The 21748-nt window shown below is 73.0% G+C and carries 19 protein-coding genes and 2 tRNA genes; 5 read left to right on the top strand and 16 right to left on the bottom strand.

The genetic code is table 11. The annotated features are described in order from the left end of the window. Positions 1-26: 26 nt before the first annotated feature. The 9 genes from treZ to FHX74_RS03175 all read right to left on the bottom strand — a co-directional run bounded on the left by treZ (position 27) and on the right by FHX74_RS03175 (position 7298). On the bottom strand, positions 27-1853 hold the full coding sequence (gene treZ, locus FHX74_RS03215) for a malto-oligosyltrehalose trehalohydrolase (protein WP_182558605.1): 1827 nt from the start codon (positions 1851-1853) through the stop codon (positions 27-29). 91 nt (positions 1854-1944) lie between these two features. After that, positions 1945-2988, bottom strand: coding sequence for a UDP-N-acetylmuramate dehydrogenase (locus tag FHX74_RS03210; RefSeq protein ID WP_182558604.1), 1044 nt, complete (start codon positions 2986-2988; stop codon positions 1945-1947). After that, a complete protein-coding gene (locus FHX74_RS03205; RefSeq protein ID WP_328823586.1) occupies positions 2985-3410 on the bottom strand; it encodes a MaoC/PaaZ C-terminal domain-containing protein in 426 nt (141 codons plus the stop codon). The genes FHX74_RS03210 and FHX74_RS03205 overlap by 4 nt, the downstream gene beginning before the upstream one ends. Next, the gene (locus tag FHX74_RS03200) at positions 3407-3838 is read right to left on the bottom strand and encodes an FAS1-like dehydratase domain-containing protein (protein ID WP_182558603.1); all 432 of its coding nucleotides are present in this window, start codon (positions 3836-3838) and stop codon (positions 3407-3409) included. The genes FHX74_RS03205 and FHX74_RS03200 overlap by 4 nt, the downstream gene beginning before the upstream one ends. Before the next feature lie 41 nt (positions 3839-3879). Then, on the bottom strand, positions 3880-4608 hold the full coding sequence (locus FHX74_RS03195; RefSeq protein WP_182558602.1) for a sirohydrochlorin chelatase: 729 nt from the start codon (positions 4606-4608) through the stop codon (positions 3880-3882). A 56-nt stretch (positions 4609-4664) separates the two neighbouring features. Then, positions 4665-4832 (bottom strand): 50S ribosomal protein L33, encoded by a 168-nt coding sequence (rpmG, locus tag FHX74_RS03190; RefSeq protein WP_182558601.1) that lies wholly within the window; start codon positions 4830-4832, stop codon positions 4665-4667. Between the two features lie 77 nt (positions 4833-4909). Further along, positions 4910-4983 (bottom strand) — tRNA-Met (locus FHX74_RS03185). Positions 4984-5037: 54 nt separating this feature from the next. Then, positions 5038-5110 (bottom strand) — tRNA-Thr (locus FHX74_RS03180). Positions 5111-5237: 127 nt separating this feature from the next. Continuing rightward, entirely contained in the window at positions 5238-7298 is a 2061-nt protein-coding gene (locus tag FHX74_RS03175; RefSeq protein WP_182558600.1) for an ATP-binding protein, read from the bottom strand. 316 nt (positions 7299-7614) lie between these two features. Between FHX74_RS03175 and FHX74_RS03170 the strand changes: the two genes are divergently transcribed. Continuing rightward, positions 7615-9081: a sulfatase family protein gene (locus FHX74_RS03170; RefSeq protein WP_182558599.1), complete on the top strand. Its 1467-nt coding sequence runs from the start codon at positions 7615-7617 to the stop codon at positions 9079-9081. A gap of 84 nt (positions 9082-9165) precedes the next feature. Here the strand turns inward: FHX74_RS03170 and FHX74_RS03165 are convergent, their stop codons facing one another. Beyond that, on the bottom strand, positions 9166-10092 hold the full coding sequence (locus tag FHX74_RS03165; protein ID WP_182558598.1) for a hydroxymethylglutaryl-CoA lyase: 927 nt from the start codon (positions 10090-10092) through the stop codon (positions 9166-9168). 278 nt (positions 10093-10370) lie between these two features. Here FHX74_RS03165 and FHX74_RS03160 point away from each other — a divergent pair, with 278 nt between their 5' ends. After that, the gene (locus tag FHX74_RS03160; RefSeq protein ID WP_182558597.1) at positions 10371-11444 is read left to right on the top strand and encodes a DUF3048 domain-containing protein; all 1074 of its coding nucleotides are present in this window, start codon (positions 10371-10373) and stop codon (positions 11442-11444) included. Positions 11445-11508: 64 nt separating this feature from the next. Here FHX74_RS03160 and FHX74_RS03155 read toward each other — a convergent pair whose 3' ends face one another. The 5 genes from FHX74_RS03155 to FHX74_RS03135 form a co-directional block, all read right to left on the bottom strand. Next, positions 11509-13527 (bottom strand): hybrid sensor histidine kinase/response regulator, encoded by a 2019-nt coding sequence (locus FHX74_RS03155; protein ID WP_182558596.1) that lies wholly within the window; start codon positions 13525-13527, stop codon positions 11509-11511. Between the two features lie 112 nt (positions 13528-13639). Then, a complete protein-coding gene (locus FHX74_RS03150) occupies positions 13640-14875 on the bottom strand; it encodes an acyl-CoA dehydrogenase family protein (protein WP_182558595.1) in 1236 nt (411 codons plus the stop codon). Continuing rightward, positions 14872-15501, bottom strand: coding sequence for a cupin domain-containing protein (locus FHX74_RS20905; protein ID WP_328823585.1), 630 nt, complete (start codon positions 15499-15501; stop codon positions 14872-14874). Before FHX74_RS20905 ends, FHX74_RS03150 begins: the two co-directional genes overlap by 4 nt. Further along, entirely contained in the window at positions 15498-16619 is a 1122-nt protein-coding gene (locus FHX74_RS03140) for an LLM class flavin-dependent oxidoreductase (RefSeq protein ID WP_182558594.1), read from the bottom strand. The genes FHX74_RS20905 and FHX74_RS03140 overlap by 4 nt, the downstream gene beginning before the upstream one ends. An 85-nt stretch (positions 16620-16704) precedes the next feature. Next, a complete protein-coding gene (locus tag FHX74_RS03135; RefSeq protein WP_220483400.1) occupies positions 16705-17295 on the bottom strand; it encodes a TetR/AcrR family transcriptional regulator in 591 nt (196 codons plus the stop codon). A 209-nt stretch (positions 17296-17504) separates the two neighbouring features. On the opposite strand from FHX74_RS03135, the gene FHX74_RS03130 reads away from it, so the two are divergent. Then, positions 17505-18038, top strand: coding sequence for a flavin reductase family protein (locus FHX74_RS03130; RefSeq protein WP_182558592.1), 534 nt, complete (start codon positions 17505-17507; stop codon positions 18036-18038). Positions 18039-18072: 34 nt separating this feature from the next. Here FHX74_RS03130 and FHX74_RS03125 read toward each other — a convergent pair whose 3' ends face one another. Further along, entirely contained in the window at positions 18073-19329 is a 1257-nt protein-coding gene (locus FHX74_RS03125; protein WP_182558591.1) for an ROK family transcriptional regulator, read from the bottom strand. Between the two features lie 211 nt (positions 19330-19540). Here FHX74_RS03125 and FHX74_RS03120 point away from each other — a divergent pair, with 211 nt between their 5' ends. Both FHX74_RS03120 and FHX74_RS03115 read left to right on the top strand, forming a co-directional pair. Then, the gene (locus FHX74_RS03120; RefSeq protein ID WP_182558590.1) at positions 19541-20803 is read left to right on the top strand and encodes a sugar ABC transporter substrate-binding protein; all 1263 of its coding nucleotides are present in this window, start codon (positions 19541-19543) and stop codon (positions 20801-20803) included. After that, entirely contained in the window at positions 20800-21729 is a 930-nt protein-coding gene (locus tag FHX74_RS03115; RefSeq protein ID WP_182558589.1) for a carbohydrate ABC transporter permease, read from the top strand. Before FHX74_RS03120 ends, FHX74_RS03115 begins: the two co-directional genes overlap by 4 nt. Positions 21730-21748 lie beyond the last annotated feature (19 nt).

Genomic DNA, 21748 nt, shown 5'->3' with positions numbered 1-21748 from the left:
CGCTCGCCGCTCCCGCCGCGGGCTGATCAGATCGGGCCGGGACGCTCGCGGTCCTGCAGGTCGATCCGGGCCACCAGCGCGCCGTGCGGCGGCAGGGTGAAGGCGCCGCCGTCGACCTCGACCCCGCCGACGGTGAGCAGCACCTGCTGCACCTCCGGCACCTCGAGCTCGGCCGGCTCGCCGCTGAAGTTGACCGCGATGATGATCTCGCCCCGCTCGATCACCAGCCAGTCGTGTTCGTCGTCCGCGCTGGCCAGGGCCCGGTCGAAGCGCGGGTCGCTGATGTCGGGGTACCGACGCCGGAGCCGGAGCAGCTCGCGGTTGAAGGCCAGCAGCTCGGCGTGCTCGGCTCGGTCGAGCTCGGACCAGTCCAGCTTCGACCGGGCGAACGTCTCCGGGTCCTGCGGGTCGGCGACCGCCTCGGGGTCCCAGTCCATCTGGGCGAACTCCTCGAGCCGGCCCTTGGCCACCGCCTCGGCCAGCTCGGGCTCCGGGTGGCTGGTGAAGAACTGCCAGGGCGTCGCCGCGCCCCACTCCTCCCCCATGAAGATCATCGGGGTGAACGGGCTGAGCAGCGTGACCAGCGCGGCCAGCCGGAGCTGCTGGTGGTCGAGCTTGCCGCTGAGCCGCTGGCCGTCGGCGCGGTTGCCGATCTGGTCGTGGTTGTCCTGGCAGACCACCAGCCGCCAGGTCGGGGTGCGCAGGGTGTCGATCTTCATCCCGTGACCGCGGCCGCGGAAGCTCGACCGGGTGCCGTCGTGGAAGAAGCCGGACTCGAAGACCTTGCCCAGCGCGGCCAGGCTCTCGAAGTCGGCGTAGTAACCGGAGGTGTCGCCGGTCAGGCTGACGTAGAGCGCGTGGTGGAAGTCGTCGCTCCACTGGGCGTTGAGCCCGTAGCCGCCGCCCTCGCGGCTGGTGATCAGCCGCGGGTCGTTGAGGTCCGACTCGGCGATCAGGGTGAGCGGGCGGCCGAGGAAGGTGCTCAGGGCCTCGGTCTCGATGGCCAGCTCCTCGAGCACGTGGATGGCCCGGGTGTCGAGCAGCGCGTGCACGGCGTCGAGCCGGAGCCCGTCGACGTGGTAGTCGCGCAGCCACATGTGCGCGTTCTCGATGATGTAGCGGCGGACCTCGTCGGACTCCTCGCCGTCGAGGTTGATCGAGTCGCCCCAGGTGTTCTGGCCGCCCTCGGAGAAGTAGGGCGCGAACTTCGGCAGGTAGTTGCCGCTCGGCCCGAGGTGGTTGTAGACGACGTCCTGGATCACCCCGAGGCCGCGCTGGTGGCAGGCGTCGACGAACCGCTGGTAGGCCGCGGGCCCGCCGTAGCTGTGGTGCACGGCGTACCAGAGCACGCCGTCGTAGCCCCAGCCGTGCTCGCCGTTGTAGGCGTTGACCGGCAGCAGCTCGACGAAGTCGATGCCGAGCTCGGCCAGGTGGTCGAGCCGCTCGATCGCCGAGTCGAGCGTCCCCTCCGGGGTGAAGGTGCCGACGTGCATCTCGTAGATCACGCCGCCGGGCAGCTGGCGGCCCTTCCACAGCCCGTCGCTCCAGGCGTACCGGGACGGGTCGAAGGTCCGCGAGAGCCCGTGGACGCCCTCGGGCTGCCAGCGCGACCGCGGGTCCGGGGTCGGTTCGGTCTCGTCGTCGAGCAGGTAGCCGTAGTCGAACTCGTCGCCGAGGTCGGCGGGCAGCGGCTCGGCCGGCACCCACCAGCCCTCGTCCTCGGGACGGTCGGACGGGCCGTCGTCGGGTCCGACGCCGGGGCGCATCGACAGCTCGCGGCCCCCGGCGAGCAGGCGGACGCGCTCGGCCCGCGGGGCCCAGACGCTCAGCGGCAGACGGTCGGCAGTGGGCACGGGTCACTCCAGTCGGATCAGCGGATCGGTTCGGACGGGTCGGCCGGCGCTGGCCGCCGGCGGGCGTGCGGGGCGTGCAGGCGGTGCGCCCTCAGAGGGCGCAGCCGACCAGCACGGGCTCGGGTTCGAGGGTGACCCCGAACGCGTCGGCCACCCCGGTGCGGACGCACCGGGCCAGGGTCAACAGGTCCGCGGCACGGGCACCACCGCGGTTGGTCAGGGCGAGCGTGTGCTTGGTCGACAGCGTGGCCGGCGGCATGCCGTAGCCGCGGCCGAAGCCGGCGTGCTCAATCAGCCAGGCCGCACTGGTCTTGACGCTGCCGTCGGGCTGGGGGAAGCGCGGCGCCTCCGGCGGCAGCAGCTCGGCCCGGTCGGCGGTCAGCACCGGGTTGGTGAAGAACGACCCCGCGCTCCAGGTGTCGGGGTCGTCGGCGTCGAGGACCATCCCCTTGCTCCGCCGGAGCGCGAGGACGGCGGCGCGCACCTCGGCGGCGGGCACCCGCTTGCCGACGGCGACCCCGAGCGTGTCGGCGAGCTGGGCGTAGCGGACCGGCGCCGACAGGTCGGCGAGCGGCAGCTGGAAGGTCACCGAGAGCACGACGTAGCGCCCGGGTTGCTGCTTGAACCGCGACGTCCGGTAGCCGAACCTGCAGTCGGCGGCGGCGAACCGGGCCCGGGCCCCGGTCTCCCGGTCCCAGGTGTGGACGACCGCGAGGGTGTGGGCGACCTCGGCGCCGTAGGCCCCGACGTTCTGGATCGGGGTGGCCCCGGTCAGCCCCGGGATCCCGGACAGCGCCTCGAGCCCGGACCAGCCCTGCGCGACGGTGTGGGCGACCAGGTCGTCCCAGGGCTCACCGGCGGCCACGGTCACCTCGGCCCCGAAGCACCCGCTCACCTCGGCGGTGATCCCCCGGCTGGTGACCGCGACGACGGTGCCGTCGAACCCCTGGTCGCCGACCAGCAGGTTCGATCCGCCCCCGAGCATCAGCACCGGCTCACCGGCCCGGTCGGCCGCGCGGACCGCCTCGATGATCTCGGCCTCGGTGGATGCCTCGACCCAGTGCGTGGCCGGACCGCCGACCCTGAGCGTGGTGTGCGCGGAGAGCTGCTCGACCCGGAGCTTGGTCGTGCTCACGCGGCGCCCCCGGCGACGGCCGACAGGTCGACCTCGGCGCGGGCCATCCCGAGCACCTTCTCGCCGGCGCAGGTCGCCTCGATGCCGACGGTGGCGACGCCGTCGGCGACCGCGGTCACGGTGGCCTCGACGACCAGCTCGGCTCCGACCCCGTCGTCGGGCACGACCACCGGCTTGGTGAACCGGGCGGTGTAGGAACGGACGGCGGCGGCCCCGCCGGCCCAGTCGGTGACCACCCGCAGTGCGGTGGCCATGGTGAGCATGCCGTGCGCGATCACGCCCGGCAGCCCGACCCGGTCGGCGAAGAAGTCGGAGTGGTGGATCGGGTTGAAGTCGCCCGAGGCGCCGGCGTAGCGGACCAGGTCGGTGCGGGTGATCCGGACGGTGAGCGTGGGCAGCCGGTCCCCCGGCTCGACGCTCACGCGCTCGCCTCCGCGGTCTCGCGGGAGTGGAAGAAGGTGGCGGCGGCCGTGCACACGGGCTCGTCGCCCGCGGTCACCTCGAGCGAGGCGGAGATGATGTCGGCGCTGCCCCGGACCCGGACCTTGTCGATGGTCACCGTGGCGGCGAGCTCGTCCCCGGCCCGGACCGGGCGGTGGAAGGTGAACTTCTGGTCGCCGTGGACGATCCGGCGCAGCGCGAGGCCCAGCTCGGGGTCGTCGAACATCTGCTCCCAGGCGTGGTGGGAGACGACCACCACGAACGTGGGCGGGGCGATCGCGTCCGGTCCCCGGTGCGCCGGGTCGGTCTCGCCGATCGCGTCGGCGAACTCGGCGATCTTGGTGGCGCTCACCGGGTACGGCGCGGTGGGCGGGTAGGTCCGCCCGGCGTGCGCCTCGGAGATCGGCATGCCAGCAACCTACCGGGCCGGGCGACGCGCGCCGTGCGCGCTCAGCCGAGCGCCTGGCGGTACCGGTCGAGGACGAGGGCGGCCAGCCGCCCCTCGAGCGGCCCGGTGATCGGGACGCCGTGCTCGCGGGCCGCGGCGGTCATCGGGTCGAGCAGCAGCCCGGGCGCAGTGAACAGCGGGACGACGACCAGCGGCCGCGTGCGCAGCGGATCGGCCAGCCGGGCCTCGAGCAGCTCGACGCCGCGTGGGGGGCGGGTGCCGAACGCGGCCCGGACCGGCGCGCCGCGGAGCGCGGTCAGCCGGGCGGCGAGCGCGCGGACGGCGTCGTTGGCCGCCTCGTCGCTCGAACCGACGGCGTAGAGCAGCACCTCCGCCCCGGGATCGGCGGGCAGCTCGGTGAGGACGCGGTCGAGCAGCGCGGCGGCGTCGTCGCCGGTGCCGAGGATCGGCGCGATCCGCAGGTCGAGCCCGGTCCCGGCGATCGCCTCCTGCGCGCTCTGCGGGACGTCGACGGTGGCATGGAAGGCGCTGGTGAACAGCAGCGGCACGGCGACCGCGCGGCGGTGCCCGGCGGCGGCCAGGGCGGCGGCGGCCGCGGGCAGGTCCGGCTCGAGCAGGTCGAGGTAGGCGGGCTGGACCGGTACCGGCGCGACCCGGGCGACGGCCGCGAGCAGCCGCTCGAGCGAGGCGGCCGCGTCGGGGTGCCGGCTGCCGTGGGCGAGCCCGATCAGCGGGACGCCGGCCGCTCCCGCCCCGGGCCCGGACAGCACAGACAGAGCCGCCCGCGAGGCGGACGGCTCTGGGTGGTGCGGGGTGTCCCCGATGATCAGCGGGTCTCGCGGTGCGCGGTGTGGCTGTGGCAGCGCGGGCAGAACTTCTTGAGCTCGAGCCGGTCGGGGTCGTTCCGACGGTTCTTCTTGGTGATGTAGTTCCGCGACTTGCACTCGGTGCAAGCCATGGTGATCTTCGGCCGAACGTCCGAGGCCTTGGCCATGATGTCCTCACTTCCGCCCGCCAGGGCGAGGTGTCGTGCTGTCCACGGTGGGGTCCGGCAACGGTCCGCGACGCCGGTAGCGGGGGCGGGACTCGAACCCGCGACCTCACGATTATGAGTCGTGCGCTCTCACCAACTGAGCTACCCCGCCCGGAGTGCTGGCGTCCGCGGCCGGTCGACGACCGGTCGCGCTGCCTGACTTCCGAGCCCCCATGCGGAATCGAACCGCAGACCTTCTCCTTACCATGGAGACGCTCTGCCGACTGAGCTATAGGGGCAGGTCTGGTGCGAGGGATCCGGGAGGGGTCCCGCGCCGACGCACAAAGATACACACCCGGTCGCCCGGAACGCGAATCGTCCCGCCGGGCTCGACGGGAGCGGGCGCCGACCTCCGACCGGGGCCGCTCAGTCGGTCGGCGGGCGGGCGTGCCGGAAGTCCCGCGGCAGGGTCACGGTGAAGGTGCTGCCGCGCCCGACCTCGGAGCTGACGGCGATCGTCCCGCGGTGCTTGGTGACGATCTGCTTGGTGATCGCCAGCCCGAGCCCGGTCCCCGGGATGCCGCTGGCCAGCGCGTTCGAGGCCCGGAAGAAGCGGTCGAACAGCTGTCTCTGGTCGGCCTCGGAGATGCCCAGACCCTGGTCGCGGACGCAGAGCACGGCGTCGTCGCCGACCTGGCCGACCTGGACGTCGATCCGGCTGCCCGGCGGGCTGAACTTGATCGCGTTGCCCAGCAGGTTGCTGATGACCCGCTCGAGCTCCTGGTCGTTGCCGGTCACCTCGACCCGTCCGGCGGTGTGCAGCCGGATCGCCACCTCGCCGCTGGCCGCCCGGTTCTCGTGCATCTGGCAGACGTCACCGGCCAGCTCGCAGAGGTCGACCAGCCGGTGGCTGCTCTCGTCGGACCCCTCAACCCGCGAGATCACCAGCAGGTCCTCGATCAGCCGGCCCAGGCGCGCGCTGTTCCGGCTCATCGCCGACAGCGACCGCTCGAAGGTCGGCGCCACCTCACCGAGGTCGCCGCCCTGGACCAGCTCGAGGTGGCCGACGATCGCGGCCAACGGGGTCCGCAGCTCGTGCGAGACCATCGAGACGAAGTTCTGCTTGCGGGCGTCGAGCTCCTGCAGCTCGGCGACCAGCTGCTGCTCGCGGCGGAACACCCGGGCGTGGACGATGGCCTGGCCGAGCACCTGGCCGATCCGGTGCAGCGCGTCGACGTCCTCGGCGCTCCACCGCCGGTCCGGCGGCCGGGCCAGGGCGAGGTAGCCGAGGACGTCGTGACCCGAGCCGAGCGGCGCGATCACCACGTTCCGGTGACCGAGGTGCTGCAGGTGACCGACCAGCGCCTGGTGCTCCCCGGGCGCGAGGTAGTCGCGGTCCGGGGGCACGTCGGGGTCGATCACGTGGCAGGTCTCCCGCAGCCAGGCCAGGGTCGCGACGTGCCGGGCGGTGTTGATCAATACCAGCGGTGAGGACGGAGCCGCCTCGGGCGGGTGGAAGCCGACGATGCCTTCGCCGGGGACGTCCGCGGTGCCGTCCCAGACCCGGATCCAGGCGGCGGCGGCCCCGAACCAGTCCGCGATCGGCGGCAGGCTCGGGGTGATGACGGCGTCGAGGTCGAGGGTGTGGTTGACCTGGCGGCTCAGCCGGGCGACGAACTGGGTGTTGGCCAGGTCGGCGGCCAGCCGCGCCTGGTTGCGCTCGTTGTTGTCGGCGAGGTCGTTGAACGCCGAGGCGACCGCACGGATCTCGGCCACCCCGTGCTCGGGGTCGGCCCGGGCGGCGAGCCGGCCGGACCGCTGGGCCTGCGCGGTCGCGTACAACGACTGCAGCGGCGGCCCGATCGACCGGAGCGCGGCGAGGCCGGGCCACAGCACCAGCAGCGTGCCGAGCACGGCGATGGCCGCGATGGCGACGATCCCGCCCGCCAGCAACGCGGTACTGGACGCCACCAGGTCGACGGTGCGGCGCTGGAGCAGGTCCTCGAGCCGGTCGTTGAGGGCGACCACCCGCTCGAAGGCGGCGGCCGAGGCGGCCGTCCGGTCCTCGCTGCCGGGGCCGGCCACGGCGGGATCGCCGAACCGGGTCAGCCAGGCCACCGCCGCCCGGTGCTCGGCCGCCGCGACCTCGGCCAGCTCGGGGTCGCCGGCGAACGCCGGGACGAACGCGTCGAGCCGGCGGCCCAGCTCGGGTCGCGCGGTCCGGTAGGCGTCGGCGAAGCCCGCGACGCCGGTGAGCTGGTAGTCCCGGGCCTGGTCGCGCGCGACGGTGAGCGACTGCTCGAGCTCGCGGTTGAGGTGGGTCTGCGGTTCGATCCGGTCGGCCAGGGTGACCAGCTGGTGCCGGAGCAGCGCCATCGCGGAGGCTCCGACCACGACCAGCAGCACGATCGCCACCAGCGCGCAGACCACCAGCCGGACGATCCGACGGGTCGCCGAGCTGCCGGTGCTCCCGGCCCGGGTCGCCATCCGCCACCAGGGCGCGAGCCGGCCCGCGACGGGGACGGCGGCACGATGACCGACCGACGACACAGCAGCCCCCTCCGGCGACCGAGGATGCGAGACGGAGCGGTACCGGGACCCGGACGCGCGGTGCGCGAGCGGCGACCAGCGGTGACCGACGACGGCCCGGCGCATCCTCCCCCGACGGAAGGCTGTGACCAGCGGAAACGATAAGTCACACCTGAAGCTTCAACAATCAGAAGCCTGAAGTAATTTGCCACCGCGCGGTCGACCTGCGCCGTCAATCGCTCACCAGCAGCCGTCGGCGTAGGGTCCGGAGGTCGTGGGACCGAACGTGCTGCTGATCTGCACCGACCAGCAGCGCGCGGACGCGCTCGGCGTGGCGGGCAATCCGGAGATCGACACCCCGCACCTGGATCGGCTGGCCGCCTCGGGCGCCCGGTTCGACGGGTGCTACGTCCAGTCGCCGGTGTGCGCGCCGTCGCGTGCCTCGCTGATGACCGGCTGCTATCCGCAGACCCACGGGCTGTGGGCCAACGGCGTCGGTCTGCCGCCGGGGACCCGGCTGCTGCCGCAGGCGCTGGCCGAGGTCGGCTACGACTGCGGCGTGATCGGCAAGTGGCACCTGGACGCCTGCGACGGCGGCCGCACCGAGACCGCCCCGCCCGGCGTGCGGGTCTGGCAGTGGGCGCACGACCCGTATCCCGGGAGCTCCGAGAACGCCTACCACCGCTGGCTGGCCACCGCGCACCCCGTGCTGCACGACCGGCTGTTCGGGCGCGGGCCGGACGGCCGCCGGCGCCGACCAGGACCCGCCGGGGTGGCCGGCACCGCGGTCGACGTGGTGCCCACCGAGGCGCACTACTCGCGCTGGGTCGGCGACCGGACCGTGGAGTACCTCCGCGACGGCCGGCCCGAGGGCCGCCCGTTCTTCCTGGTGGCCAACTTCTTCGACCCGCACCACGCGTTCGGGGCGCCCGCGGAGTACCGGGCCCGGTACGACCCGGCCGCGCTGGCCCCGCCTCTCACCCGGCCCGGCGAGCTCGACGACAAGCCGGCGATCCTGCGCGAGGCGTCGCGGGCCTCCTACGCCGGCCACGCGCCGGGCTACCTCGACTACACCGCCGCCGAGCTCGCCGAGATCCGCGCCGACTACTACGCGATGGTCAGCCTGGTCGACGACGAAGTGGGCCGGATCCTCGACCTCCTCGACGAACAGGGCCTGGCGCAGGACACGGTGGTGGTCTTCACCTCCGACCACGGTGAGCTGCTCGGTGACCACCAGCTGCTGCTCAAGGGGCCGATGCTCTACGACTGCGCGGTGCGGGTGCCGCTGCTGGTCCGCTGGCCCGGCCGGATCGCACCCGGCACGGTGGTCGAGGACTTGGTCCAGTGGATCGACCTGACCGCGACGATCACCGAGCTGTCGGGGTCCTCGCTCCCCCGACAGCAGGGCCGGTCGCTGCTCGGACTGGCCGACGGCACGGCGACCGGGCACCGCGGCTGGGCCACCTGCAGCTACCGGGACAGCGGCCACCCCTACGACCCGCCGGTGCACACCACCATGATCAGGACGGCGCAGACCAAGATCATCGTCCACCACGGGCCGCCGGCCACCGACCGGGCGCGGACCGGTGAGCTCTACGACCTGACCACCGACCCGGGCGAGCTGGTCAACCTGTGGGACGACCCGACCCGGGCCGGGTTGCGCGCCGCCATGACCGAGCTCGCCCTCGACGTGCTGGTGGCCACCGAGGACCGCAGCAGCCCGCGGCTCGCCTTCTGGTGAACCCCTTCTAGTGAGGCCCTTCTGGTGAACCCCGTCTGGTGAACCCCGCCTGCCGGCGGATTCCCGCCCGGCGGTGACCGGGCTTCAGTCGGCTCGGCCGCGCGGCCGGGACCGGCCGCCCGCACGGAGCAGGTTGCTCTCCAGCGGATGGCCGAGCAGCCGCTGCGCGCTGGCCGCGGCGGCCAGGGTGGCTGCGGCGTCGAGCCCGGTGTCCACGCCGGCGTCGTCGAGCAGGTAGAGCAGTTCCTCGGTGGCGATGTTGCCGCTCGCGCCCGGGGCGAACGGGCACCCGCCGAGCCCGCCGACCGAGGCGTCGAGCCGCGTCACGCCGGCCTGGAGGGCGGCGCAGGCACTGGCGATCCCGGTGCCGCGGGTGTTGTGGAAGTGCGCACCGAGGTCGACCGGACCGAGCACCGACCGCACCGCCTCCACCAGCGTGATCACCCGGGCCGGACTGGTGGTGCCGATGGTGTCGCCGAGGCAGAGCTGGTCGGCCCCGCGCTCGCGGGCCCGCCGGGCCACCGACACCGTCCGCGCGATCGGGGTGGGGCCGTCGAACGGGCAGTCCCAGGCGGTCGCGATGATCACCTCGAGCCGGCCGCCGACCCCGTGCACGGTGGCGGCGATCTCGTCGATCGCGGCGACGGCCTCCTCGGTGGTGCGGCGGACGTTGGCCAGGCTGTGTCCGTCGGCCGCGGAGACGACGTACTCGATCGTCCGCAGCCCGGCGTCGACGGCCCGCCGCGCGCCGCCCGGGCTGGCCACCAGCGCCGACCACTCGACGCCGTCGATCCCGAGGGCGTGGGTCGCCACCTCCTCGGCGTCGGCCATCGCCGGGACCGCGCGCGGTGAGACGAACGCGGTCGCCTCGATCCGGCGGACGCCGGTGGCGACGATCGCCTCGAGCAGCTCGATCTTCGCCCCGGTGCTGATCGGCTGCTCGATCTGCAACCCGTCCCGGAGGGCCACCTCGCGGACGTCGACGGCGGCCGGCCAGCCAGCGGCACTCACGCGCACGACCTCTCTTCCCGCCGGGCCGTGACCAGGACGGGCCCGCGACGGACCCCGGACGTGGCACCAGTGTGCCCCGTTCCGCGTGCCGCCGCCCCCGACGCCGACACGCGGTTCGCAACCCGGTCGGGGCACCGGCGTCCGCCTAGGGTGAGCCGCGGGCAGACGGATCGGATCACGACGGCAGTCGGGGAAGGACGCCGATGGCTCGGGTCAGCCGCCGGACGGCGCTGGTGGGAGCGCTGGGACTGGGTCTGACGGCCTGTTCGGGCAGACCGGTGACCGCGCCGGTCCCGAACGCGCCGACCACGACGACCGGGTCCACCGGGTCGCCGTCGGCCACCCCCAGACCGACCCCGTCCCCCACCCCGACCGACCCCCGGCCCCGCTGGCCGCTCACCGGTCGGCTGGTCGACCGGGCCTCGGACGCCCGGCACGCCGCGGTGGCGGTCAAGGTGCCCGACAACCAGTGGGAGCACCCGCAGCGCGGGATCGACGCGGCCGACATCGTCTTCGTCGAGCTCGAGGGGTATCTGGACGCGCAGGGCTACAGCTCCACCCGGCTGGTCCCGGTGTTCCACTCGGAACTGCCCGGGAGCGTGGCCCCGGTCCGGTCGGTGCGGCCGGTGGACGTCCCGCTGCTCAGCCCGATGGACGCGATCGTCGGCAACACCGGCGGGTCGAAGTGGGTGATCAACTACGCGGAGCACCACCGCGCGCACCTCGAGGTCGGGCTCTCCTACCTGGCCACCCAGGGGACCGGCAGCTACGGCACCGACCCGTCGCGGGTGTACACCCTGAACGGGCAGACCTACTACGACCGGGCGACGATCTGCCACCCGAAGGTGCTGGCCCGGCAGACGACCCGGTTCCGCTCCGGTCCCCCGGCGCCGTACTTCCCCTTCGCGACCGGTACGCAGCGGCCGAGCACCGACGAGGGTCAGGCGGCCCGCGGGCTCGAGGTGCCCTACAAGGGCAATGGCTACCGGATGGGCTACCGCTGGGACGCCAGCAAGAAGCGCTACCTCCGGAGCATGCCGTGGGGTCCGCACGTGCTCGCCGACGGTACCCGAGTCAGCTGCGACAACGTCTTGGTGATCAAGGTGCACCAGCACTTCGGCAAGATCTTCCGCGGTGGCGGCCACGACGAGCCGCTCGAGGACGTGATCGACACCCAGGGCGCGTTCGTCTACCTGCACGGCGGGAAGTCCGTCCGCGGCACCTGGCGCAAGGGCGCGATCGCCGACCGGTTCCGTTTCACCCTCGCCGACGGCAGCCCGCTGCTGATGGCGCCCGGCCAGACCTTCGTCGAGCTGCCGGACACCAAGGCCAAGATCACCCTCACCGCCTAGCCGGCGGCACCGCGGCGACCGATGGCTCAGCGCGCTGCGGGTGCCCGCGGGTCGCTGTCAGGGGTCAGAACACCCGCGAGCGGACGTCCAACCCGGGCGCCGGGCGGTCTCCCCCGTCGGTGCGGACGGTCCCCTCGGACGGCTTCCCACCACCCGGCAGGGTCACCACGAACGCGGGCGGTGGTCCCGGCTCGTAGCGGGCGTCGCCGCCGTGAGCCTGGGCCAGCTCGCGGACGATGTAGAGCCCCAGTCCGGTGCCACTCCGGGCCGCGGTGACGTAGCGGTCGAAAAGCCGCTCGCGCAGATCCGTCGGCACCCCGGGCCCGCTGTCCAGGACCCGGATCTCGACCTCGTCACCCACCCTGACGGCCGACACCTCGACCGGCGGTCGACCGTGGTTGACGGCGTTGTTGACCAGGTTGTCGACGATCTGGCCGAACCGCCCGGCGTCGGCCCGCACCCAGAGGTCGGGATCGGGCTCGACCAACGTGAGCTCCAGGCTCGGATAGCGGTGCCGAGCACCCGCGACAGCCTGGGCCAGCACCGGCGCCACCGGCATCGGACGCAGGTCGAGGGCCACGGCTTGCGCGTCGAGCCGGGCGGCGGTCAGCAGGTCGTCGAGCAACCGCTTCAGCCGGGCCGCGTTCGTGCTCATCGAGGCCAGCATCTGCTCGCGCTCGTCCCCGGCCAGCTCGTGCTGGTCGGCGAAGGTCTGGACCGCACCGCTGAGGATCGCGATCGGTGTCCGCAGCTCGTGTGCGGTGGTGGCCACCAGCTGGGCCTGGTCGGCGGCGGCGCGGGCCAACCGCTGGTTGGCCGCCTCGAGCTCGGCGTTCGCGTGCTCGAGCGCGATCGCGGCGCTCTCGCGCTCGTCCTGGAGCCGCTGCCGCTCGGTCACATCGCGGGTGATCTTGGCGAACCCGACGTGGTGGCCGCTGGGGTCGTGGATCGCGGTGATCACCACGTTGGCGTAGAACCGGCTGCCGTCCTTGCGGACCCGCCAGCCCTCCTCCTCGTAGCGGCCGTCACGGATGGCCAGCTCGAGCTCGTGCTCGGGATGACCGGCGCGCTGCAGATCGACCGGGTAGAAGCGCCGGAAGTGCTGGCCGATGATCTCGTGCGCCTCGTAACCCTTCATCCGTTGCGCACCGGCGTTCCAGGACTGGACCTTGCCGCTCGGGTCGAGCATGAAGATCGCGTAGTCCGACACGCCCTCGACCAGCAGCCGGAACCGTTCCTCACTCTGCCGCAGCGCGGCTTCCGCCGCCCGCTGCGCGGAGACGTCCTGGAGCTGGGCGAACAGGTAGAGCGGGGTGCCCGACGAGTCGCGGATGGGCGCCAGGGTCGTCAGCACCCGGCGGCTCGCCGGCATCCGGAGGAGTCCGTGCTCGAACTGCACCATCCCGACGCCGCGCTCCAGGGCGGCGGCGAGCTGGTCCTCGAACGGACGCTCGCCGTCGTCGACCACCAGGTCCCGGTAGGCGGTGCCGACCAGGTCGTCGGGGGCGAGCGCGACCAGCTCCGCCAGGGCACGGTTGGCGCGCACCAGCCGGCCGGCCAGGGTCATCGTCCCCATCCCGATGGCGGCCTCCTCGAACACCTCGCGGAACCGCTCGCGGTGCTCGTCGAGGACGGCTTCGCCCTCGGGGTCACCGTCGCGTCCGACCGAGGCGGACGGGGCCGACGATCGCGGCTCCCCGCGCCCGGGTGCCGGTTGGCCGAGCAGCTCGAGCAGCCGCGGCGCGAGCGCACGCATCGACATCGACTTCTCCAGCAGGGCGGACGCCCCGAGCCGCCGGACGCGGTCGTCCAGGCCCTGCTGCTCGAAGCCGGTGAACATGACCACCCGGGTGTGCGGCGAGGCCGCGGTGACCTGCGGCAGTGCCTCGAGACCGTCCATCTCCGGCATCGACACGTCGAGCAGCAGCAGGTCCGGCCGGTGGGTGCGCGCCAGGGCGATCGCCTCGCGGCCGTTCCCGCCCTCGTCGACGACCTCGAGCCCGGAACGTTCGAGGAAGGTGCGCACCAGCAGGCGGAGGTCGTCGGAGTCGTCGACCAGCACGACAGTGGGGGGAGCTGTCACGCGGTCACGGTAACCGAACCCGACCGTCGCCGTCGGGAACCGGGAAAGGCCCCTGGCGTTCCCGGCCGTCGGGACGGAAAACGCCTCGACCGTCGCCGTGTTCCGCGCGACCTCAGCGGTACGGCGACGGCGTCGGTGCGGTGCCGTTCAGGACGTAGTCGCCCAGCTCACGCTGCTTGTACGCGGTCGGGTCGTGCAACGTCAGCGTGCGGATGTTGCGCCAGGCCAGGTCGAGGTGCCGCGCGCGAGCGGTGGCCCGGGCTCCGGCCAGCTCGAACACCCGGGCCGCGACGTCGAGCGCGGTCCGGTTGGCGGCGATCCGGGTCGCCGCGATCAGCTCGGCGACCGCCGCCCGGTGCTCGGCGGTCAGCTCCGCGCCGCGGTCGTAGGCGGCGGAGAGGCCGGCCGTCGCCCGGTCGTTCAGGGCGGCCACCGCAGCCGACGAAGCCGTCAGCTCACCCAGCAGGCCGAGGACGTAGGGGTCCTGGCCGGGGTCGCTGACGTCGGCGTGGAACCACGGTCGCGACGCGCTCCGGCGGTACGCGGAGGCGACCGCGAGCGCGCCCTCGGCCATCCCCAGGCAGAGGTGGCTGAACAGCAGCTGCGAGAACAACACCCCGAGCGTGTGGTCCCAGCCGCGCGGGACCTCGGCGGGGCCGTAGTCGATCACCACGTCCTCGGCGGCGAGCGGGTAGTCGTGCAGCTCGAGCCCGTCGCTGGCCGTGAGCCGCTGACCGATCGGGTCCCAGTCGTCGCGCCGGACCAGCTCCGGGCGGGACGGGTCGAGCACGACGACGAGATCGTGGTCATCGGCCGGGGACCGGACGAAACCGACGATGCGGTCGGCGACCCGCGACCCGGTGGCAAAGGTCTTGCTGCCGTTCAGCCGCCAGCCGGTGCCGTCGGGTTCGAGCCGCATCGGGGCGTCCTGCGGACTCCCGGTGCTGGCCCAGAGCCAGCCGTGCCGCAGGGTGTCTCGCCACAACCGGTTCGCGGTCTCCGGGGCGGCGTCGCCGAGGGTGCCGACGCAGAAGTTGAGGTGGTAGCCGAGCAGGTGGGCGATCGAACCGTCGGCCCTGGCCAGGATGCGGAGCGCGGCGAAGGTGGTGGCCAGGTCGGTCCCGGACCCACCGGCCGCGGCCGGGATCCACAACCCCAGCAGGCCGGACGAACGGAGCAGCTCGACCTCGGCGAACGGCGGGGCGCCGGCGACGTCGCGGGCACCGGCGTCCTCGGCCAGCGTGCCCGCCACCTCCTCGGCGACCCCCAGCCAGGGGCTGCCCGGCCGGGTCTGCGGTCCGAACCGGTCGGCAGCCAGCAGATCGGTCGCGTGGAACGCTGCGGTCACGCGGGCGCGTCGCCCGGTCCGGCGACAGGAGGACGACCCGCGTTGGTGCGCACGGGCCCGACCCAGCTGAGGTCGGGCAGGTTGACCACGATCGCCTCCTGCGTGGTCCGTGCGATCACCACCACCGCCTCGGTCTCCGGATCCGGGTTCTCCTCGCGGTGCGGCACCCACGGCGGGACGAACACGTAGTCCCCCGGACGGGTGTCGATCCGCACCTCGCGGGCCGGATGCTCCTCGGTCTCCTCCTCGAGGAAGACGAACGACGGGTTGCCGCTCACCACGTAGATCGCGGTCTCGGAATGACCGTGGTGGTGGTTGGCCGAGTTGGTCGACGGAGGGACGTGCGTCTCGCCCATCCACAGGTTCTCGGCCCCGACGCTCTTGCCGCTGATCGCCTCGTACCGCGCCATCCCCGTGGTCTGGGTGGTGTCGGACCGGAGCCCGCTCGGCGGGATGTGGTGCAGCTGCCGGTGGAACCAGTCGACCCCGTCGACCGGGCCAGGGATCTCATCCTGATCGGGACCGTGATCGTCGTGATGATCATGGTGATCGTGATCATGCTGGTGGTCGTGAGCGTCGTCCTGCTGGTGCGGACCGCGACCAGCGGGTCGGTCGGGGATCGTCACGCCGGAACCTCCTGGAGGGACAGCCGACGCGCCACGGCGGCCCGGGTCTGGGGAATGATCTGCTCACCGTAGGCGGTGGCGTCGGCCAGCGGGTCGAACCCTCGCAGCAGGAAGGTGTCGATGCCCAGCTCGGCGTAGTCGGCCAGCGCCTCGGCGATCGTCTCGCCGGTGCCGACCAGCGAGGTGGTGTTGCCCGAGGCGTTGGTCGCCGCGGCGGTCGGCGTCCAGAGCGCGCGGTCGTGCAGCTCCCCCTTCTCGGCTGCGGCGAGCAGCCGCTGCGAGGCGACGCTGTCGGGCCGACCGGCCCCCTGCCCCACCAGCGCCGTGCTCGACACGAAGGCGCCGAGCCCGCCGTTGCTGCCGGTGATCGTGTCGAGCACCGCGTGCGCGTTGGCCCAGGCCTCGTCCTCGGTGCCCCCGAGGATCGGCCGGAAGGAGATCGAGAAGCGCGGCGGCCGGTCTCGTCCGGCGGCCGCGGCCGCGGCGGTGACGGTGGCGATCTGCTCGGCGGTCTCGGCCAGCGGCTCGCCCCAGAGCATGTAGACGTCGGCGTGCTCGGCGCCGACCCGGTAGGCCGCCGCGGAGGAACCACCGAAGTAGAGCGGGATGCCCTCGGGCCGGTACGGCCGCACCTCGGAGCTGAAGCCTTCGAAGCGATAGCTCGGACCGTCGTGGTCGAACGGCTCGGCGCTCGTCCAGCTCCGGCGCAGGATCTGCATGTACTCGGCGGTGCGGGCGTAACGGCTGTCCTTGTCGGCGTAGTCGCCCTCCCGCCGTTGGTCGGCCGGTACGCCCCCGGTGACGAGGTGGACGGCCACTCTCCCCTCGCTGAACTGGTCGAGCGTGGCAAAGGTCCGCGCCGCCAGGGTCGGGAAGACGACCCCGGGCCGGTGCGCGAGGAGGAAGCCCAGCCGGCTGGTGTGCGCGGCGGCGTAGGCGGCGACCTGGGTGCCGTCAGCCCCGGTCGCGCCGTAGCCGATCAGCACCCGGTCGAAGCCCGCGTCCTCGTGGGCCCGGCTGATGGCCCGGACGAAGTCCGGCTGGACGAACGCGCCCTGCCGCGCCCGGGTCTCCGACACCTCGTGGGTGCCGATCATCCCGAAGAACTCGATGCTCACCGTGGCTCCGTCTCACATTGCTGATGTTTCCGGTAGGGATTACGGGCACAACCGTACCGTCCAGTACAGTCCTGCCGTGATCGCGTCACGCCGTCCCCGCCGCTCGGCGCCGACTGCCCGGCGTCCGAGCGTGGGCGCGCAGACCGTCGAGGGCCAGCGCGAGACTGCGACGCAGTGGTTCGGCGTCACCGGCCAGCCGGGCCAGCACGATGCCGCCCTGCAGGGCGGCGAGCAGACCGGTCGACAGCGCCTCGGGATCGGCCGCCGGATCCAGGCGTCCGGTGTCACGGAGGTGCTCCAGGCCGCGCTGCAGGTGGCCACGCCACTGCTCGAATGCCGCCAGCAACAGCCCGGACAGCTCGGGGTCGTCGTCGACCTCGGCGGCGAACCGGCCGAGCCGGCAGGCGCGCGGACCTCCGATCCCCTCGTGCCGCGAGACGAAAGCGGTCGCCCACCGGTCGAAGTCGCCCCAGCTGGTCAGCTGGGTCAGCCGCGGCTGCCCCTCGATGACTGCCGAGAGCTGGTGGCTGATCACCGCCGCCACCAGCTCGCGCTTGTTCGCGAAGTAGTGGTAGAGCTGCGACTTGCCGGCCCCGCTGTGCGCGAGCACGTCGTCGAGACTGGTGTGGGCGATCCCGTGCTCGTGCATCAGCTCGGCGGCGGCGCTGACGATCACCGCGCGGCTCCGTCGGCCACGCGCTGTGGTCGGCAGACCCCGACCGGCCAGGTCGCTCTCGGCCGCTCGCCCCGGCAGCACTGAAGCCCGCATCTCACCCATCCGTCCGCAGGAGTGTCATGACGCCGCGAACTGTACCGTGCAGTACAGACCACCGTTGGTCGCCCGACCCGGACGACCCCCGGACCGCCATCCCCGGACGGAGTCCGATGACCGTTCCCGACCGCGTGCCCGCCAGCAGCGGCGCCACGGACCCGGTGCTCGACGACGTCACCTTCCGGGCCGCCTTCCGCCGGCACCCGGCCGGCGTCGCGGTGATCACCACCGTCGCCGGCGAGGAGGTCGTGGGGTTCACGGCGACCTCGGTGATCTCCGTCTCGGCGGCACCGCCGATGCTCGCCTTCTCCGTCGCCGCGCGGTCCTCGAGCCGCCCCGCACTCGACGCGGCGGCCACGGTGGTGGTGAACTTCCTCGGCGCCGACCAGGCCGACGTCTCGGCGCGGTTCGCGACCAGCGGTATCGACCGCTTCCGCGACACCGCCTGGCACCGGCTGCCGACCGGCGAGCCGGTGCTCGACGGCGTCGGCGGCTGGATCCGGGCCCGGATCGAGGACCGCGTCCCGGTCGGCGGGAGCCTGCTGGTCGTGCTGACCGCGCTCGACGGGGTCGTCCGGCCGGAGGCGTCGCCGCTGCTCTACCAGGACCGGGGCTACCACCGTGTCGACCCGAGCACGGCGGTCTGACCCGTTCGCCGGGCGCTGGCTGCCCGCTGTCGGCTCAGCGCTCGGTGAGATCGAGGTCGGTGGACCAGTCGCCGGTGACGAGCATCCGGTCCACCGAGGTCGGGGCGAGGACCCGGTCGACCACGTGCATCGCCGCCCCGCGGACGCCGGCCTGGTCGCCGAGCGCGGTGGTCACCACCTCGAGCTGCTCGCTCGACCCGGGCAGCGCCAGCCGGTAGACCGACTCGCGGATCCCGGCCAGCAGCGGCTCGGAGTCGGCCAGGTAACCCCAGACGGCGATCGCGCCCGGGTTGAGCAGGTTGACCACCGAGGAGAGCGCCTCGCCGACGGCGCGACCCGACTCGCGGAGGGCCTGGACCGCCTCGGGCACACCGTCCTCGGCGAGCCGGAGCACGTCACGGACGTGGTCCAGCGCGAACCCGGACTGCTGCAGCCGCCGGACCAGGGCCTGGCCGCTGGCCACCGCGTTGAGGCAACCGGTGCTCCCGCAGGTGCACGGCACCTCCGAGCCGGCCACCCGGATGTGGCCGAGCTCGCCGGCCAGCCCGCTCACCCCGCGGACCGGGACGCCACGGACGACCAGTGCGGCGTCGATCAGCGTGCCGAGCTTGGCGCACACCATCACCTCGCTCTCCGGCCAGGACGTCCGGTGCTCGGCCAGGGCGAGCAGGTTGACGTCGAGGTCGAGCAGCACCGGCACGCGGTAGCGTCCACGCAGCGCCGTTTCGAGCCGGTCGCGGTCCCACCCGGTGGAGGCGGTACCGAGCGACCGGGCGAAGCCACGGAGCTCGAGCTCGCTGGGCACGCCGACCCCGATCCCGACCACCGAGCCGAGACGCACCCGAGCGCGTCGGAGCAGCGCGGAGAAGCCGTGCTCGACGACCCGGACCAGTCCCTCGGGGCCCTCGCCGAGATCGACCGGGTCGAGACGGTCGGCCAGCACGACGCCGTCGAGATCGGAGAGCGCGGTGCGGCACCCGGTCAGACCGAGGTGAGCCGACAGCACGTGGCCGGCACGCGGACGGAAGACGTACCGCCCCGCCGGACGCCCGCGCTGCCCAGTGAGCTGGGCGGCCACCTCGAGCAGCCCGGCCTCGCAGAGGAAGTCCAGCCGCTGCTGGACGGTCGAGCGGGCCAGCTGGGTGGCGGCAGCCAGCTCGGAGGTCGTGGTGGCTCGCCCCGCGCGCACCAGCGCGAGCAGATGCCCGGCGCCGTCCACCTGCGCCGCGGTCGGCCCCGAACCGTTCCGGGCAGGCGTGGGCGCTGCGGCCATCTCGACGGTCCGCACCATCCGACCTCCCTCTCCGTGCTGCCGGGCACACCCTAGTGCGCCGGGCCGTCGAACAATATTGCCGATTTTCGACGAATAGGGGTTGACGATCATGCATTTGGTTCCTACGGTCGAGCGCAGGGCGGTCGGGAGCGGCCGCACCGGGCCGCGAGTGCAAGGGGGCACGATGTCGTTGCGTCATCCGCGCAGGCCGTCGCTGAGAAGCGGCGCCGTGAAGGTCGGGGCGGCGCTCGGCGCGCTGTTGCTGGCCGGCACCGGTTGCGCGATCAAGACCGACTCCGGGAGCAGTTCGGGCGGTGGCTCGGGGACCGGCACCACCACGCTGACCTTCTGGGAGTACTACCAGGGCACCCAGCTGACCTGGCTGCAGGGGCGGGTGAAGGACTTCGAGGCGAAGAACCCGACCATCAAGGTCAACCTGGTGCAGGCCACCGGTCAGCAGTTCGACCAGAAGTTGCTCGCCTCGGTGGCCACCGGCACCACCCCGGACCTGTTCATCAACAACATCGTGGTCGACTACCCCACCCTGCAGGCCGGCGGCGTGATGGCCGACCTGACGCCGTACTGGGACGCCTACTCCGGCAAGAAGAACTTCCCGGAGAACACCACCTGGACCACCGACGGCAAGGTCTACAACCTGCTGCCGTACACCAACCTGCTCGGGATGTACTACAACAAGGACATCCTCCAGCAGTACGGCATCCAGCCGCCCACCACGCTCGACGAGATGACCGCGGCGATGACCAAGATCAGGGCCGCGGGCAAGTACTCGGGCGTGGCGCTCTCCGGCGCACCGAGCGTCGAGGGTGCCTGGCTGTTCGCCCCGCAGTTCCTCGGGCTGGGCGTGAACTACTGCAACCTCGACGCCAACCAGGCGGCGCTCTCGGCCGCGTTTCAGCGCGTCGCGGCCTGGCGGTCCGACGACGCGCTGCCGCGGGCGGCGGCCACCTGGGACCAGAACGCCTCCTGGCAGCAGTTCATGACCGGCAAGTACGCCTTCGGGCTCAACGGCAACTGGCAGCTCGGCAACGTGAAGAAGGCGAACTTCGCCTACGGCACCACCCAGTTCCCGGCGCCGGCCGGCGGCAAGAGCCAGGTGTTCCCCGGCGGCGAGGGTTACGGCATCGGCGCCAAGAGCAAGAACAAGGACGCGGCCTGGAAGTTCCTCACCGAGGCCATCCTGACCCCGGAGGCCGGTGAGTCGATCTACACCGAGGCGGGGTCGATCCCGGTCGAGTCGCAAGCCGCCGACTCCGACACGCTGAACAAGGACCCGAACGCCGCCCCGTTCGTCAAGGCCGCGCAGGACACCGCCGCCTGGCCCAAGAACAGCCAGACCGCGGCGATGCAGCAGGCTCTGGGCGTCGCGGTCAGCGGCGTGATCTCCGGGCAGACCACCGCCGAAGCCGCCACCAGCAAGGCAATCAGCACCATCGACGCGGCGAAGCAGAAGGGCGGCGGGGGCTGCGCATGACCCTCACCGTCACCACCCGGCCCGCGGCCGGCCGGGTCGCCCCGGTCGGCCGGCGGCGGCGCGACCGGTCGGCCCGGGTGCTCGGGTACAGCGTCCCGGCTTCGCTGGTGCTGCTCGCGATGGCGCTCTACCCGATGGTGGTGCTGTTCCGGATGTCGGTCAGCGACGTCGGGCCCACCAACATCATCGGGCACTGGAACTTCGTCGGGCTGGCGAACTTCGCCGCGGCGGTCGGCGACCCGGCCACCTGGGCGGCCGCACTGCGGACCCTGGCGCTGAGCGCGGTGCTGCTGGTCTCGAACCTGGTGCTCGGTTTCCTCGCCGGAGCGGTGCTGTCCGAGCCCGGCCGGCTGACCAACCTCGTGCTGGGGATCATGGTCTTCGTCTGGGCGCTCCCGCCGCTGGTCAGCGGCAGCGTCTGGAAGTTCGTGCTCAACGACAACGGTGCGGTGAACGCGGTGCTCGGGGTGATCGGCATCCCGGCGGTCCCCTGGCTGAGTTCACCGACCGCCGCGTTGTGGACCGTCTCGGCGGTCACCGCCTGGGCGTCGCTGCCGTTCTCGACGCTGATCCTGCGCGGCGGGATGCTCGCCATCAACCGCGACGTGGTCGAGGCGGCGGCGATCGACGGGGCCGGCTACTGGCGCACCCAGGTGGCGATCGTGCTGCCGCTGCTCCGCCCGACGCTGTGGATCCTGGCCATCCTGACGGTGATCTACTCCTTCAAGAGCTTCGACTTCTTCTACGTCCTCACCCAGGGCGGGCCCGGCACGGCGACCAACACCCTGCCGGTGCTGTCCTACTACGCCGCGTTCAACCAGTTCGAGATGAGCAGCGGCGCGACCGTCGCGGTGCTCTCGATGGTCGTGGTGGCGGTCTTCGCCGTGCCCTACGTCCGCAGCATCAACCGCGAGGACCAGGAGTGAGCACCCAGGGAGGACCGGC

The sequence above is a fragment of the Microlunatus kandeliicorticis genome, from assembly GCF_014137855.1.
GTDB classification, from domain to species: Bacteria; Actinomycetota; Actinomycetes; order Propionibacteriales; family Propionibacteriaceae; genus Microlunatus; species Microlunatus kandeliicorticis.
This window is presented reverse-complemented; position numbering and strand designations above follow the sequence as displayed.